Here is a 14,902-nt window from a genome sequence, read left to right on the forward strand (position 1 = left end):
GGCCCGATCGGGGCGTCGGGGCGGTCGCGGCGGGCATCGTCGGTGCCGGGCACTAACCTGACCTGCGGTGGACGGCGACGTGAGGCGGCGATGACGACGGCGGACGACCGGGCGGCCGACGCCCTCGCGGCCCGTGCTGCCCGGTCGCTGGACCGCGACCAGCTCAGCGACCGGGTGCTGACGCTGCCCAACCTGCTGTCGGTGATCCGGCTGCTCGGCGTCCCGCTGTTCCTCTGGCTGCTGCTCGGCCCGCACGCCGACGGCTGGGCGATCGTCGTCCTGGCGCTGTCCGGCGTCACCGACTGGGCAGACGGCAAGCTCGCCCGCGCGCTGGGCCAGTCCAGCCGGCTGGGCGCGCTGCTCGACCCGGCGGCCGACCGCCTCTACATCGTCGCGACGCTGGTCGCGCTGGCCATCCGCGACGTCGTGCCGCTCTGGGTGGTCCTCGTCCTGCTCGGCCGGGAGCTGGTGCTCGGCCTCACCCTGCTGCTGCTCCGCCGGGCCGGCTGGCCCCCGCTGCAGGTGCACTACCTGGGCAAGGCCGCGACCTTCCTGCTGCTCTACGCCTTCCCGCTGCTGCTGCTGGCCGACGGCGACAACCCGGTCGCCTCGGTCGCCCAGCCGATCGCCTACGCGCTGACCATCTGGGGTGCGGCGCTGTACGTGCTCGCGGGCGCCTTCTACGTCGTGCAGGCGGTGGGGCTCCTCACCGGGGACCGGCGGGCCGGAGCGACCCGGTGAGCGCCCCGGCCCCGGGCCGGCAGCGCTCGCTCGGTGCCTCGCTGCTCGACCAGGTCCTCGCCGAGACCCTCGACCCGGCCTACGCCCAGGCCGCCGCGGCCAGGACGGCCCGCGCCGCCGGGCCGGAGGACGGCGGCCCCCGGCCCGGCTGGCTGCGGCGGTACCGCGGCCAGCTGCTGGTCGCACTGACCCTGCTGCTCGCCGGGCTGCTCGCCTCGATCACCTACGGCGAGGCGGCCGCCGGCGCGCAGGGCCGGGACACCGCACGACAGGCGTTGCGCGATGACATCGGCGAGCAGTCCGACACCGCCGACGACCTCGCCGCCCAGCTCGAGGAGCTCACCGCCCAGGTCACCCGCACCCGGCAGCAGGCCCTGGAGGCCAGCGTGGTGGGCCAGCGGGCGCTCGAGCAGCTCGCCGAGGCCGGGCAGGCGGCCGCCGTCGTCGCCGTCTCCGGACCGGGCCTGCGGGTGACCATGGACAACGCCCCGCCGGCCGCAGACAGCGACCCCGTCGGGGGGTCCGAGGAGGTCGCCGGCGCGGGCATCGTCCAGGACGGCGACCTGCAGCTGGTCGTCAACGCGCTGTGGGCCTCCGGTGCCGAGGCGATCAGCATCAACGGCCAGCGGATCGGGGCGACCACCGCCATCCGGCAGGCCGGCAAGGCGATCCTGGTCGACCTCAACCCGGTGAACACCCCCTACGAGATCTCCGCGATCGGCGACCCGCAGGACCTCAGCAACGCCTTCCTGTCCACCCCGGAGGCCTCCGTGGTGGCCGGGTTGAGCCGCGACTACGGTCTGGTCTTCGAGTTCGCCCGCGACGACGACCTGGCACTGCCGGCCGGGACCAACGCCGAGCTCCGCTGGGCCACGCCGCTGGTCCCGGCTCCTGCCCCTGCCCCCGACCCGGGTGCCGGTCCCGGGAACGACCTGGTCGCCCCTGACCGCACCATCGACGGAGGCTGACGCGTGATCCCGATCCTCGGACTCGCGATCGGCGTGGTCCTGGGGCTCCTGCTGGACCCCAGCGTGCCGCTGTGGCTGCAGCCGTACCTGCCCATCGCCGTGGTGGCCGCGCTGGACGCGGTCTTCGGCGGCGTCCGCGCCCGCTTCGACCGGATCTTCGACGCGAAGGTCTTCGTGGTCTCCTTCGTCTCCAACGTCGTCGTCGCCGGGCTCATCGTGTTCCTCGGCGACCAGCTGGGCGTGGGCGCCCAGCTGTCCACCGCCGTGGTCGTGGTGCTCGGCATCCGCATCTTCGGCAACGCGGCCGCGATCCGCCGGCACCTGTTCCGGGCATGAGCGGCGAGCAACCGGAGCAGGACCCGGCCCCGGACGTCACCCCGGCCGAGGTGCCCGCTGCCGGCCGGCCGGGGACCGCGGACGAGGCGGTCGCCCCGACCGTGCCCGCCAAGCCCGCTGCGCGCCGCCGGCGCCGCGACCCGCTCGCCGCCGTCCTCATCGGGGTGCTCACCCTGCTGCTGGGGTTCGCCTTCGCCGTCCAGGTCCGCAGCACCGACACCGACACGCAGTACGCCGGGGCCCGCGAGGAGGACCTGGTCCGCATCCTCGACGACCTCACCGCCCAGCAGGACCGGCTGCGCCAGGAGATCGCCGACCAGCGCGCCGCGCTGGACCAGCTCGGCAGCTCCGACAGCGACTCAGCCGCGGCGCTGCAGGAGGCCCGCGAGCGGGCGCAGGCGCTGTCCATCCTCAACGGCTCGGTCGCCGCCCAGGGGGAGGGGATGACCATGACCATCCGCGACCCGGCCACCGGCATCACCTCCTCGGTGCTGCTCAACGCGATCCAGGAGCTGCGCGGCGCCGGGGCGGAGACCATGCAGGTCGACCAGGTGCGGATCGGGGTCAGCAGCGCCGTCACCGGCGCGCCGGGGGACCTCCAGATCGACGGGCAGCAGCTCCAGGCGCCCTACGTCTTCCAGGTCATCGGGTCCTCGCAGGACATGGCGACGGCGATGAGCATCCCGGGCGGCGTCGTCTCCACCGTCGGCGGCCGGGGCGGCAGCGTCGACATCGTGCAGTCCGACCGGGTCGTGGTGGACGCGTTGCGACCCCTCGACGCGCCTCAATACGCTGATCCCGACAGCGGGGACTGACGAAGGACCCCCGTTCCCCCCACCACTCGCACGCTCGCGGCGGGACCCTGAACGGGGGCCGCCCGAGCAACGTCGACCCCTGGAGATGTTCCATGGCCACGCCCGATGACCGCCGTTACACCGACCAGCACGAGTGGGTGCTGGTCCAGGGCACCGAGGGTGCCTCCACGGTGGTCCGGGTCGGGATCACCGACCACGCCCAGGACGCCCTGGGCGACATCGTCTTCGTGCAGCTGCCCGAGGTCGGTGCCGAGGTGGCCCCGGGCAACCCGATCGGTGAGGTCGAGTCGACCAAGTCCGTGTCCGACGTCTACTCGCCGGTGACCGGCGTGGTGTCGGCGGTCAACGACGCCCTCACCGACGCCCCCGAGACGGTCAACAGCGACCCCTACGGAGCCGGCTGGCTGGTCGAGGTCACCGTGCCGGCCGACGGCGGCGACCCGACCGCGGAGCTGCTCGACGCCGCCGCCTACGAGGCCGTCGTCAGCGCCTCCTGAGCTCCCCGCCGGGGTGGTGCGGCCGACGTCCTGCAGTCGTACCCCCCGGCGTCCCCGCGCCCCGGCACACGATCACTATCATCACCGGGACGGCCGGGCCCGTGACCGACGCGGGCCCCGACCCTCACGCTGTACGTGCGGTTGACCCCAGGTCGGCCCGCACGGTTCCATGACCCCCGGCCCGACCGCGAACCTGCGGCGGCCGACCCGCGACGGGCCGACCGGCCCGACGCCCGCCGGCCGACCGCGGCCCACCCCAGGCCCGCGGCGGTGCCACCTGCACCGGAGGAGATCGACGTGACCTGCACTCGTTGTGGCCACCAGAACCCCGAGGGCAGCCGATTCTGCGCCCAGTGCGGTTCGGCTCTGAGCCCCGAGCGGGTCGGCGAGTCGACCAGCATCATCCCCAAGGTCGGTGGCGAGGACTCCGGTGAGCAGGCCGAGGTCGCCGAGTCGACCGCCGACGCGCACGCCGGGGCCGTCGAGTCCCTGCCCGCCGGGTCGGCGCTGCTGGTGGTCAAGCGCGGCCCCAACGCCGGCAGCCGCTTCCTGCTCGACCAGGAGGTCACCACCGCCGGTCGGCACCCCGACAGCGACATCTTCCTCGACGACGTCACCGTCAGCCGGCGGCACGTGGAGTTCCACCGCGAGGGCGGCGGCTTCACCGTGCACGACGTCGGCAGCCTCAACGGCACCTACGTCAACCGGGAGCCGGTCGACGTCGCCTCCCTCGCCGGTGGCGACGAGGTGCAGATCGGCAAGTTCCGCCTGGTGTACCTGACCGGGCCGCGGACGGGCGAGCCGGCCGGGGCATGACCGACCCGGTCAGCGGAGTCCCGGGCGCTCGGGCGTCGTGACCGCGGTGCCCCAGCCCGGCGGGAGCGCGGACCGGGACACCGACACCACGGCACCCCGGTTGACGATCGGGGAGGTCCTCGCCGCGCTGCGGGGGGACTTCCCGGACGTGACCATCAGCAAGATCCGGTACCTCGAGTCCGAGGAGCTGGTGCACCCCCAGCGCACCCCCTCGGGCTACCGGAAGTTCTCCTCGGCCGACGTGACCCGGCTCCGGTACGTGCTGGCCGCCCAGCGCGACCAGTACCTGCCGCTGCGGGTCATCAAGGAGCACCTGGACGCCCTCGACCGCGGTGAGCCGCCGCCCGGGCAGGCTCCCGCCGCCGACGAGCCGGCGCCCACCACCCCGCTGCCGGCCGCCGAGTTCGCCGAGGCAGCCGGGCTGACCGAGCAGCAGCTCGCCGACTGCGTCGAGTTCGGCCTGGTCGCGCCAGACGCCCACGGCCGGCACCGGCCCAGCGACCTGCCGGTCGCCCGCGCCGCCGCGGGCCTCGCGCAGCACGGCATCGAGCCACGGCACCTGCGGCTGCACCGCACGGCCGCCGAGCGCGAGGCCGCGCTGCTCGAGCAGCTGGTGACCCCCACCCTGCGCGCCCGGTCCGACGACGCCCGGAGCCGCGCCGCCGAGCAGCTGACCGAGCTCGCCGGGCTGTCCGCCCAGCTGCACGCGGCGCTGCTCGAGGCCCGCCTGCGCGAGGTCCTCGGCGGCTGATCACTGGCGTACCGTTGCGGCACAGCGGGTACCCCCTCCGGCAGCTCCGCAGGCCGCAGGTGGGGCACCGGCAGAGCACCAGACGGGCACAGCAGTGCACCACGGAGGACCCGGCGAGGGACTCCAGCGGAGGGGAGCCAGACGTGCAGGAGCTCAGAGTCGTCGGCGTCCGGGTCGAACTGCCCGGCAACCAACCCATCCTGCTGCTCAAGGAGGCCCAGGGGGAGCGCTACCTGCCGATCTGGATCGGTGCGGCCGAGGCGGCCGCCATCGCCTTCGAGCAGCAAGGCGTCCGGCCGGCGCGGCCGATGACCCACGACCTGCTGCGCGAGGTGGTCCGGGCACTGGGCGCCAACCTGGAGGCCGTGCACATCACCGAGATGCGCGACGGCATCTACATCGCCGAGCTGGTGTTCGGTGACGAGCGCACGGTCAGCGCGCGCCCGTCGGACGCCGTCGCCCTCGCCGTCCGCACCGGGGCGCCGATCTACGGCGCGGAGGCCCTGCTCGACGAGGTCGGCATCGAGATCCCCGACGAGCAGGAGGACGAGGTCGAGAAGTTCCGGGAGTTCCTGGACAACATCAGCCCCGAGGACTTCGGCGCCGGGTCCGGCTCGGGCGGCGGCGGGTCCTGACGGTCGGCGTGCAGGTCAGCGGCTCACCCGACGGGGGTGAGCCGCCCGACACGCCGCCCCCCTCGGTTGACCGGTTCCCCGGCCCGGGCCTACCTTCAGCGAATCACCTGCGTGGAACTCCCGGGGCCGCGCGCTGTGACCGGTCCGGCGACAGCCGGCGCGGCCCAGCTGCTGGGTGCTGAGAGCGAGGAGAGCCCGTGAGCGACCAGGACAACGGTTCGCAGGGTCAGCTGTTCAGCGATGCAGCGGTGGGGGACTTCCCCTACGACGACGTGGACAGCGACACGGTCGGCTACCGCGGCCCGACGGCCTGCGCCGCCGCCGGCATCACCTACCGGCAGCTGGACTACTGGGCCCGCACCGGGCTGGTCGCCCCGTCCGTCCGCAGCGCCACCGGTTCGGGCACCCAGCGGCTGTACTCCTTCCGCGACATCCTCGTCCTCAAGGTCGTCAAGCGACTGCTGGACACCGGCGTCTCGCTGCAGAACATCCGCAAGGCCGTCGACCACCTGCGCACCCGCGGGATCAAGGAGCTCTCCCACATCACGCTGCTGTCCGACGGCGCCACGGTGTACGAGTGCACCTCCGCCGAGGAGGTCGTCGACCTGCTCGCCGGCGGTCAGGGCGTGTTCGGGATCGCCGTCTCCGGAGCCCTCCGCGAGCTGTCCGGGGAGCTCGCCGAGCTGCCCGCCGAGCGGCTGGACGGCGCCCCGCACTCCGACGACGAGCTGTCGCAGCGCCGTCGCCGCCGCGCCGCCTCCGCCTGAACGGCGCAGACGAGGCAACTACGTCCGGTCGTGCCGAGTGGCCCCCGGAGGGGGCCTGCGAAGGTGCGACGAAGCGGCTCCGCGAGGGGGGATCGGCTCTTGATCGCGGTGTCGGCCGAGAGGCCGACAGTGTTGTAGCGTGGCGCCAGTGGCCGACCGAACTCCTGGCTCTGACGGTCTCCTGACCGGGGCCCTCCCCGCACTCTCCGCGCTGTCGACGCAGGGGTCGTTCGCGGCCCGGCACATCGGCCCCCGCTCCGGCGACACCGAGGCCATGCTGGCCGTCGTCGGTCACTCCTCGCTGGAGGCGCTGGCCGACGCGTGCGTGCCCGAGGGCGTGCGCGACCGCACCCCGCTCGACCTCCCGGCCGCCGCGGACGAGGCGACCGTCCTCGCCGAGCTGCGCGAGCGCGCCGCGGCCAACGAGGTGTTCACCTCGATGATCGGGCTGGGCTACAGCGGCACCCTCACCCCGGCGGTCATCCAGCGGAACATCCTGGAGAACCCCGCCTGGTACACGGCCTACACGCCGTACCAGCCGGAGATCAGCCAGGGTCGGCTCGAGGCCCTGATCAACTTCCAGACGATGGTCGCCGACCTGACCGGGCTGCCGGTCGCCGGCGCGTCGATGCTGGACGAGGCCACCGCCGCGGCCGAGGCGATGACGCTGGTCCGCCGGGCGGGTCGGGCGAAGTCCGACGCGGTCTTCGTCGTCGACGCCGACACCCTGCCGCAGACCCTTGCGGTGCTGCGCACCCGGGCCGAGCCGCTCGGCATCGGCCTGCACGTGGCCGACCTGTCCGCCGGCTGGCCCACCGACCTGCCCGCGGCCGGCGCGTTCGGCGTCCTGCTGGCCCTCCCCGGCGCCAGCGGCGCGGTCCGCGACCACCGGGCGCTCGCCGCCGCCGCGCACGAGGCCGGTGCGGCGGTCGTGGTCGCGGCCGACCTGCTCGCGCTCACCATGCTCGAGGCGCCGGGGGAGTGGGGCGCCGACGTCGCCTGCGGCACCACCCAGCGCTTCGGCGTCCCGATGGGCTACGGCGGCCCGCACGCCGGCTACCTCTCGGTCCGTGAGGGGCTGGCCCGCCAGCTCCCCGGCCGGCTGGTCGGCGTCTCCGTCGACGCCGACGGTGACGTCGCCTACCGGCTGGCGCTGCAGACCCGCGAGCAGCACATCCGCCGGGAGAAGGCGACCAGCAACATCTGCACCGCCCAGGTGCTGCTCGCGGTGATGGCCGGCGCGTACGCCGTCTACCACGGACCGGAGGGGCTGACCGCGATCGCCGCCCGGGTGCACCGCAGCGCCCAGGTGCTGGCCGGCTGGCTGCGTGCCGGCGGGCTCGGCCTGGTGCACGCGGACTTCTTCGACACCCTCGCCGTCGCCGTCCCCGGCCGGGCTGCCGACGTGGTCGCCGCCGCCGCAGAGCGTCGGGTCAACCTCCGGCTCGTCGACGCCGACACCGTCGCGGTCGCCTGTGACGAGACGACCACCCCTGCCGTCCTGCGGCTGGTCGCCGAGGCCTTCGGCGTCGCGACCGACGACACCCTGGTCGACGAGGCGGGGGAGGCGTCCTTCCCGGCCGAGCTGCGCCGCCGGACGGCGTTCCTCACCCACCCGGTGTTCCGTCAGCACCGCTCGGAGACGGCGATGCTGCGCTACCTGCGCTCGCTGTCGGACAAGGACCTGGCGCTGGACCGCACGATGATCCCGCTGGGCTCGTGCACGATGAAGCTCAACGCCGCCACCGAGATGGCCGCGATCACCTGGCCGGAGTTCGCCGGCCTGCACCCCTTCGCCCCCGTCGAGCAGGCCCGCGGGTACGCCCAGCTCATCGACGAGCTCTGCACCGGCCTGGCGGAGATCACCGGGTACGCCGCGGTCAGCGTCCAGCCCAACGCCGGCTCGCAGGGTGAGTTCGCCGGCCTGCTGGCGATCCGCAGCTACCACCACTCCCGCGGCGAGAGCCACCGCGACGTGTGCCTGATCCCGTCCTCGGCGCACGGCACCAACGCGGCCAGCGCGGTGATGGCCGGCATGCGGGTCGTCGTCGTGGCCTGCGACGAGGCAGGCAACGTCGACCTGGCCGACCTGCGCGCCAAGGTCGACACCCACGCCGAGCGGCTCGCCGCGATCATGATCACCTACCCGTCGACGCACGGGGTGTTCGAGGTGGAGGTGCAGGAGATCTGCGCCGCCGTGCACGACGCGGGCGGCCAGGTCTACGTCGACGGGGCGAACCTCAACGCGCTGGTCGGCCTGGCCCGGCCGGGCCTGTTCGGCTCCGACGTCAGCCACCTCAACCTGCACAAGACCTTCTGCATCCCGCACGGCGGCGGCGGCCCCGGCGTCGGCCCGATCGGCGTCCGGGAGCACCTGGTGCCCTTCCTGCCCAGCCACCCGCTGGTCGAGACCGGCGGTCAGGGCCCGGCCGTCTCCGGCGCGCCCTTCGGCTCGGCCGGCATCCTGCCGATCTCCTGGGCGTACCTGCGGCTGATGGGCCCCGACGGGCTGCTGCAGGCCACCGAGCACGCCATCCTCGCGGCCAACTACGTCGCCGAGCGGCTGCGCCCGCACTACCCGGTGCTCTACACCGGGGCCACCGGCCTGGTCGCCCACGAGTGCATCCTCGACATCCGGCCGCTGACCAAGGCCACCGGCGTCACCAACGACGACATCGCCAAGCGGCTCATCGACCTCGGGTTCCACGCGCCGACGATGAGCTTCCCGGTCGCCGGCACGCTGATGGTCGAGCCGACCGAGAGCGAGGACAAGGCGGAGCTCGACCGCTTCGTCGAGGCGATGGTGCTCATCCGCGAGGAGATCGAGAAGGTCGCCGGCGGCGAGTACGACAGCACCGACAACCCGCTGCGCAACGCGCCGCACACGCTGAAGATGCTGGCGGGGGAGTGGGACCACCCCTACGCCCGCGAGACGGCCGTGTACCCGGTGCCGCGGCTGGTCGGGCGGACCTACCTGGCCCCGGTCCGGCGGATCGACGGTGCCTACGGCGACCGCAACCTGGTCTGCTCCTGCCCGGCGCCGGAGGCGTTCGAGGAGCCGCACGAGGCGCACCCGCCGGTGGCGGCCGAGCCCTCCCGCGCGCAGGGCGCCCCCGACGACCTCGGCACGGCGGCCGACGTGGTGGGCGCCCAGGCGTGAGGAAGGGCCGGCGGGTCAGCCGGCCGCCCGGCTGAGGAACGCCGCGGAGTCGTAGTAGGTGCGCACGCCGGTGACCTGGTCGCCGTCGACGTCGATGACGATGACCCCGCTGTAGGTCAGTTCACCGCCGCCGCTGAGCGTTCCCCGGGACGTCCACTCCAGCGACGACCCGCGGTCGTCGTCGACGGTGCGCGTGAACTCGGTGGAGATCGTGTCGAACACCGACCGGTAGTCGTCCCAGAAGCCGCGCGCGCCCTCCGGCCCGGTCGCCTCGTGGTGACGGTCCAGCTTGGTGAGGACCGCGTCGGGCGCGGTCAGCTCGACCATCGGCCCGGCGTCGCCCTGCTCGTCGAGGTGGTGCAGGGCCTGCTCGAAGCTCTCGCGCACAGCGCTCATCTCGTGCTCCTCCCGGTCCGGGCGGGGCGCCCGTCCGCTGTGGCTACCCGACCCCGCCCCGGTGACTCGCGGCCGGCCCTGGACTCGGTCCGGCAACGGCGGGCCGGTGAGGGGTCGACGGGACGCCTGCGGAGGGTGGACCATCCCCGCATGAGGACGTCGGTGCGGGGGTCGGTGTCGGGCGGGGTGCTGGTGGCCGGGGCGGCGGTGCTGCTGACCGCGTGCGGCAGTCAGCCGGCGGCCGGCACGGCCGGCCCGGTCGGGGTCAGCGAGGCGGCGGCGACGGAGAGCGCGAGCCCGGCCACGGAGACCACCGAGGCACCCGCCGGCGACCTGGCCGCAGGGCTGCTGCCCGAGACGGCGTTCGGCCCCGGTGCCGAGGTCGTCGCGCTCCCCGGCGATCTGCCCGGCTGGTGGTCCGGTCACGACGGCTGGCCAGGTCATCACGGCTGGGACCACGACGGCTGGTGGGGGCACGGCGACGGAGCCGGCGACCTCCCGGACGGGATGGCTGTCGAGCCGGCTGCCTGTGCCGACGTGCTGGCCGCCCTCCCGGAGCCCCCGGACGAGGAGCCGGAGGTCGCCGGTCAGGTCGCGACGACCGACCAGGTGCGCACCGTCCAGGTCCTCGCCGAGGGGCCGGCGCTCGAGGGGCTGGTGCTGCCCGTGGACCAGCTGCTGGACACCTGCTCACAGGTGACCGTGACCGGGCCGTGGGGGATGACGGCGACCCTGTCGGTCACCGAGCTCGACGCGGCAGCCCGGGGCGGGTCGACCACCGCACTGGCGGTCGCGATGACCTCCCCCGCCGGCTCACACTCGGGTCTGGTGGGCGTGGTGACGGAAGGCTCGCGCGCGATGATGCTGGCGCAGACCGGGAAGGACGGGGTCGAGCCGGACCACGCCGCGTTCACCGCACTGCTCGACCAGGCCGCGGACGCCGCCTCCTTCGACTGAACGAGGACAGCCGCCGTCGGCGCTCGTACTGCTGACGACGACCTCGGCGGAGTCCAGCGCCGGGTCCGTCGCGGCCGCCCCGGACACCCCGGACGCCCAGTGCCCCAGGTCACCGTCGAGCGCGGTCGAGCTCTGCCCCCGATGTGGAGCAGAGCTCGAGCACCGGCCGACCGGTCGACGCCCGGCGGCCGAGCACCCGCCGGCGGGACGGCGCGAGCCGGACGCGGCTCAGGTGCCGTCCACGACGGCCTGGGCGGCGGAGTCCAGCGCTGCCCGGGCCCGGCTCCAGCCGGTGCTGGTCGGGAAGTCGCCGAGCAGGACGACGACCCGGCCGTCGGCGAGGACGCCGGCCGAGTGCAGCTGCCGGCGGGAGTCGATGCAGCACATCCAGCCCTGCTTCACCGCGGCCGCGGTCGAGGCGGACACCGCGGGGGCGAGCAACCCGAACCGCTGGTCGAAGCCGTCGGTGGCCACACCCGCAGCGGACCCCATCCAGCCGGTCAGCGTGGCCAGGTCGTCGGCGGGCAGGTGGTCGGCGAGGGCGGACAGGAACAGCGCCGTGTCGGCCGCGGTGGTCACCGCCTCGCCCCACTGACCGGCCCGCGCCGGGGGTGAGCTGCCGGTCAGCCCGAACTCGGCGGCCGCGGCGACCACCAGCTCGGCCCCGTCGAAGCGGTCCCACAGCACGCTCATCGCGCCGTCGTCGGAGGCGACGACGGCGCGGCGCATCCGGTCGAGGTCTCCGGGGGAGAGCTGCAGCGACCCGGCGGCGTCCCGGGCGAACAACTGCTGGACGACCAGCAGCTTGACCAGGGAGGCGGTCAGCACGGGGGTCCCGGCTCCCTGGCCGGTCAGCAGCTCGGCGCCGGAGGGGTCCCGGACGGCGACGTACACCGTCCCGCCGACGCGGCCGGCGGCCTGCTCGGCGGCGGCCAGCACCGCCACCCCGGCCGCAGGATCGAGGACCGGGGCCGGCGGCACGGCTCCCGGCAGCAGGGTCGCCGGCGGACCGGCCGGCACCGGCCGCACGAGTGGTCGTGCGGCCGCCGCGGGGTGCGGGTCCGCGGCGCGCGCGGTCGAGCACCAGCCGACCGACGAGGCCAGGGCGGCGGTCAGCGCGAGCACCGTCGTCGTCAACGTGAGCCGGTGCCGGGGGCGGACGCGTGCGGCGCCGGAGCCGACCATGCAGCCCAGCGTCCCGGAATCCCGCCGTCCCGGGCAGAGTTCCCGGCGCGCCGCTCGCGCTGGGTGGTCGGCCGGGCGTCAGGCGGTGGCGAGCTGCCAGCGGCGGTCGAGCACGACCTGGCCGTCGGGGAGCAGCTCCCCGTCGTCGTCGAAGACCACGACGCCGTTGCAGAGCAGGGTCCAGCCCTGCTCCGGGTGCTGGCTGACGGGCACGGCGAGCACCCGGTCGTCGGCGGTGGCGGTGGGGCAGCTACGTACGTGGGCACACATCCTGGTCTCCTGTCGGACCTGGGCGGCGGGCAGATCGGCCCGCGAGCGGTGGACCGAGTGTGCGCGCGGTCACGTGCGTCGCCGGGAGGCCGAGCTGACGACGTCACCGGGCGGAGTTGGCACAGTGTGTGGTGCCGCGCCACGGTGCCCGGCTCAGCGCCCCTGCTCAGAGCTTCCGCAGCAGCACCCGGCGGACCGAGTGGTCGGCGGCCTTCTGCAGCACCAGCCGCGCCCGGGAGCGGGTGGGGGCGATGTTCAGCCGCAGGTTGGGCTCGTTGACCCCCCGCCAGATGTCCCGCGCCGTCGTCGTCGCCTCGTCGTCGGTGAGGTCGGCGAACCGGTGGAAGTAGGCGGCGCTGTCGGAGAAGGCGGTGCGCCGCAGGGCCAGGAAGCGTTCGACGTACCACCGGGAGATGTCGTGCTCGGCGGCGTCGACGTAGACGGAGAAGTCGAAGAAGTCCGACAGGAACACCTCCGGCACCCGGCCGTCGGGGCGGCCACCGGCCTGCAGCACGTTGAGCCCCTCGAGCACCAGGACGTCGGGGGAGTCGACGACCTGCCGCTCCCCGGGGAGCACGTCGTAGGAGGCGTGCGAGTACAGCGGCGCGCTCACCTCCGGCTTCCCGGACTTCACGTCGGCGAGGAAGCGCAGCAGGGCCCGCCGGTCGTAGCTCTCCGGGAAGCCCTTGCGGCCCAGCAACCCGCGGGCCTCGAGCTCGGCGTTGGGCAGCAGGAAGCCGTCGGTGGTCACCAGGTCGACCCGGGGCGTGTCCGGGGCGGCGGCCAGCAGCGCCTGCAGCAGCCGGGCCGTGGTGCTCTTGCCGACGGCCACGCTGCCGGCCACGGCGATGACGAAGGGGACCTTCGCCGTGCGCGCCCCCAGGAACTGGGTCTGCGCCGACCAGAGCCGACGGCTCGCGGTCACGTGCAGGTGCATCAGCCGGGCCAGCGGCAGGTACACCGTGGCGACCTCGTCGAGGTCGATCCGGTCGCCCAGGCTCGCCAGCGCCCGCACGTCCGCGGCGTCCAGCGGCAGCTCCGAGCCCGCCGCCAGGGCACGCCAGGACTCCCGGTCGAACGCGGTGAAGGGCGAGACCTGCGCTCGCGTGCCGACCGTCACGGCGCCCATGGTGCCGTCCGCGCTCCGCGCACCCCCCGACCGGGTGGTCCTCGGTCGGCGCGGGGCCGTCAACGGTGCCGCGGCGTCTAGGGTCCTGAGCGTGTCGTCGCCCGGGCTGCTCGACCGGATCGAGCGCTACTTCGCCCTCGCGGCGATGGCGGACGCCCGGGTGCACACGGTGGGGTCGCTGGCCGTGCCGATCGGGTCGCCGGACTGGCCCTACCCGGCACGGCCGCTCCCGGGACGTGAGGCAGCGGTCACCGTCGCCGACGTCCGGGCTGCCGTGGCGCTGCAGGAACGGTCCGGCGTCCCCGCGTCGCTGGAGTGGCTGGGCGACCGGTGCCGCGGTCTGGCCGGGGTCGCCCGCTCCGCGGGGCTGGCCGTCGAGGACCTGCCGCTGCTGGTCGCCGACGACCCGGTCGAGGTGCTGCTGCCGGCGGGCGTCCGGCTCTACCTCGTGGGGGCCGACGACCCGAAGCTGGGGCTGTACCAGCGGCTCGCCGAGCTGGCCTTCGCCTCGCCCGGGTCGGTGGTCCCCGTGCCCGCCGCGGCCGGCCGGGGGACGCCGGACGTCGCCCTCGGCGACCCGGGACCGGCGGAGCTCCCGCCCACGGAGGTGCTGCGCGAGCGGGTGGCCGCCGGCCGCACGGTGATGATGGTCGCGGTCGACGACGGGCAGCCGGTCGCGATCGGCTCGCACCAACCGGTCGACGTCGACGGCGTGGAGATCAGCGAGGTCGTCGGGGTCGCGACGCTGCCCCGGTTCCGTGGTCGGGGCCTCGGCGCGGGGCTCACCTCGGCGCTGGTCGAGCACGCCCGGCAGACCGCCGACCTGGTGTTCCTGTCCGCCGGCGACGACGACGTGGCGCGGGTCTACGAGCGGGCCGGGTTCGCCCGGGCCGGCACCACCTGCCTGGCGGAGCGCCCGTCCCGCTGAGCCGGCGGACCGGCCCAGCGGGACGTCGGGTCACTCGACGTCGTACTCCGCGACGATGGTCCCGCGGGCGAGGGTGTGGCCGAACAGGTTGAAGCCGAGGTAGGCCGGGCTCGCCTCGGCCGGAACCCCGAGGTCGTCGGTGTCCAGCGCGTGCACCACCACGTAGTAGCGGTGGGTGCCGTGTCCGGCGGGCGGTGCCGCACCGACGTACCCGGCGAACCCGGCGTCGTTGCGCAGCTGCACCGCACCTGCGGGCAGGCCGTCGCTGGCCGCGCCGCTGGCCAGCTCGGTCACCGAGGCCGGGATCCCGGCGACCGCCCAGTGCCAGAAGCCGCTCGTGGTCGGGGCATCGGGGTCGTAGACGGTGACCGCGAAGCCCTTGGTCTCGTCGGGGAAGCCGGACCAGCTCAGCTGCGGGGACCGGTCCTCGCCGCCCGGGACCCCCATCGCGCCGCTGGTGTGCGGGGTGGGGAGGCGCTCGCCATGGCCGATGTCGCTGCTCTCGAGGGCGAACGAGGGGACCTGCGGGAGGAAGTCGTAGGGGTCGGGCG

The 14,902-nt window shown here is 74.8% G+C and carries 17 protein-coding genes; 12 read left to right on the forward strand and 5 right to left on the reverse strand.

What is annotated here, in order from left to right:
• The first annotated feature begins 90 nt into the window (after positions 1-90).
• The 10 genes from clsA (at position 91) to gcvP (ending at position 9,486) form a co-directional block, all read left to right on the forward strand.
• Positions 91-741 carry a cardiolipin synthase ClsA gene (clsA, locus tag FHL79_RS18350; RefSeq protein ID WP_138760021.1) on the forward strand — a complete coding sequence of 217 codons (651 nt, stop codon included), beginning with the start codon at positions 91-93 and terminating at the stop codon, positions 739-741.
• Entirely contained in the window at positions 738-1,709 is a 972-nt protein-coding gene (locus FHL79_RS18355) for a DUF881 domain-containing protein (RefSeq protein WP_138760022.1), read from the forward strand. Before clsA ends, FHL79_RS18355 begins: the two co-directional genes overlap by 4 nt.
• A gap of 3 nt (positions 1,710-1,712) precedes the next feature.
• Positions 1,713-2,045, forward strand: a complete 333-nt coding sequence (locus FHL79_RS18360; protein ID WP_138734228.1) for a small basic family protein — start codon at positions 1,713-1,715, stop codon at positions 2,043-2,045.
• A complete protein-coding gene (locus tag FHL79_RS18365) occupies positions 2,042-2,860 on the forward strand; it encodes a DUF881 domain-containing protein (RefSeq protein WP_138760023.1) in 819 nt (272 codons plus the stop codon). The genes FHL79_RS18360 and FHL79_RS18365 overlap by 4 nt, the downstream gene beginning before the upstream one ends.
• A gap of 92 nt (positions 2,861-2,952) precedes the next feature.
• Positions 2,953-3,357, forward strand: coding sequence for a glycine cleavage system protein GcvH (gene gcvH / locus FHL79_RS18370; RefSeq protein ID WP_138760024.1), 405 nt, complete (start codon positions 2,953-2,955; stop codon positions 3,355-3,357).
• 297 nt (positions 3,358-3,654) lie between these two features.
• Positions 3,655-4,173, forward strand: coding sequence for an oxoglutarate dehydrogenase inhibitor Odhl (gene odhI, locus FHL79_RS18375; protein WP_138760025.1), 519 nt, complete (start codon positions 3,655-3,657; stop codon positions 4,171-4,173).
• Between the two features lie 37 nt (positions 4,174-4,210).
• Positions 4,211-4,924: a transcriptional regulator FtsR gene (gene ftsR, locus FHL79_RS18380; protein WP_138760026.1), complete on the forward strand. Its 714-nt coding sequence runs from the start codon at positions 4,211-4,213 to the stop codon at positions 4,922-4,924.
• 143 nt (positions 4,925-5,067) lie between these two features.
• Complete coding sequence (locus FHL79_RS18385) at positions 5,068-5,559, forward strand: bifunctional nuclease family protein (protein ID WP_138760027.1); 492 nt, start codon at positions 5,068-5,070, stop codon at positions 5,557-5,559.
• Between the two features lie 197 nt (positions 5,560-5,756).
• Positions 5,757-6,326, forward strand: coding sequence for a MerR family transcriptional regulator (locus FHL79_RS18390; RefSeq protein ID WP_138760028.1), 570 nt, complete (start codon positions 5,757-5,759; stop codon positions 6,324-6,326).
• Between the two features lie 148 nt (positions 6,327-6,474).
• The gene (gene gcvP, locus FHL79_RS18395; protein ID WP_218938511.1) at positions 6,475-9,486 is read left to right on the forward strand and encodes an aminomethyl-transferring glycine dehydrogenase; all 3,012 of its coding nucleotides are present in this window, start codon (positions 6,475-6,477) and stop codon (positions 9,484-9,486) included.
• A gap of 15 nt (positions 9,487-9,501) precedes the next feature.
• On the opposite strand, the gene FHL79_RS18400 is transcribed toward gcvP, so the two are convergent.
• Complete coding sequence (locus FHL79_RS18400; RefSeq protein ID WP_171058233.1) at positions 9,502-9,882, reverse strand: nuclear transport factor 2 family protein; 381 nt, start codon at positions 9,880-9,882, stop codon at positions 9,502-9,504.
• 150 nt (positions 9,883-10,032) lie between these two features.
• Here FHL79_RS18400 and FHL79_RS18405 point away from each other — a divergent pair, with 150 nt between their 5' ends.
• Positions 10,033-10,839 carry a hypothetical protein gene (locus FHL79_RS18405; RefSeq protein WP_138760030.1) on the forward strand — a complete coding sequence of 269 codons (807 nt, stop codon included), beginning with the start codon at positions 10,033-10,035 and terminating at the stop codon, positions 10,837-10,839.
• A gap of 228 nt (positions 10,840-11,067) precedes the next feature.
• Here the strand turns inward: FHL79_RS18405 and FHL79_RS18410 are convergent, their stop codons facing one another.
• The 3 genes from FHL79_RS18410 to coaA form a co-directional block, all read right to left on the reverse strand.
• Positions 11,068-12,024 (reverse strand): LppW family protein, encoded by a 957-nt coding sequence (locus tag FHL79_RS18410; RefSeq protein ID WP_138760031.1) that lies wholly within the window; start codon positions 12,022-12,024, stop codon positions 11,068-11,070.
• A gap of 78 nt (positions 12,025-12,102) precedes the next feature.
• Complete coding sequence (locus tag FHL79_RS18415) at positions 12,103-12,294, reverse strand: DUF5999 family protein (RefSeq protein ID WP_138760032.1); 192 nt, start codon at positions 12,292-12,294, stop codon at positions 12,103-12,105.
• A gap of 166 nt (positions 12,295-12,460) precedes the next feature.
• Positions 12,461-13,423: a type I pantothenate kinase gene (gene coaA, locus FHL79_RS18420; protein WP_138760033.1), complete on the reverse strand. Its 963-nt coding sequence runs from the start codon at positions 13,421-13,423 to the stop codon at positions 12,461-12,463.
• Between the two features lie 91 nt (positions 13,424-13,514).
• Here coaA and FHL79_RS18425 point away from each other — a divergent pair, with 91 nt between their 5' ends.
• On the forward strand, positions 13,515-14,351 hold the full coding sequence (locus tag FHL79_RS18425) for a GNAT family N-acetyltransferase (protein ID WP_138760034.1): 837 nt from the start codon (positions 13,515-13,517) through the stop codon (positions 14,349-14,351).
• A 30-nt stretch (positions 14,352-14,381) separates the two neighbouring features.
• Here FHL79_RS18425 and FHL79_RS18430 read toward each other — a convergent pair.
• Positions 14,382-14,902 (reverse strand): YbhB/YbcL family Raf kinase inhibitor-like protein (locus FHL79_RS18430; protein ID WP_138760035.1); only part of this gene is annotated, 521 nt, incomplete at its 5' end.

The organism is Modestobacter altitudinis, from assembly GCF_005930475.1.
Taxonomy (GTDB): Bacteria; Actinomycetota; Actinomycetes; order Mycobacteriales; family Geodermatophilaceae; genus Modestobacter; species Modestobacter altitudinis.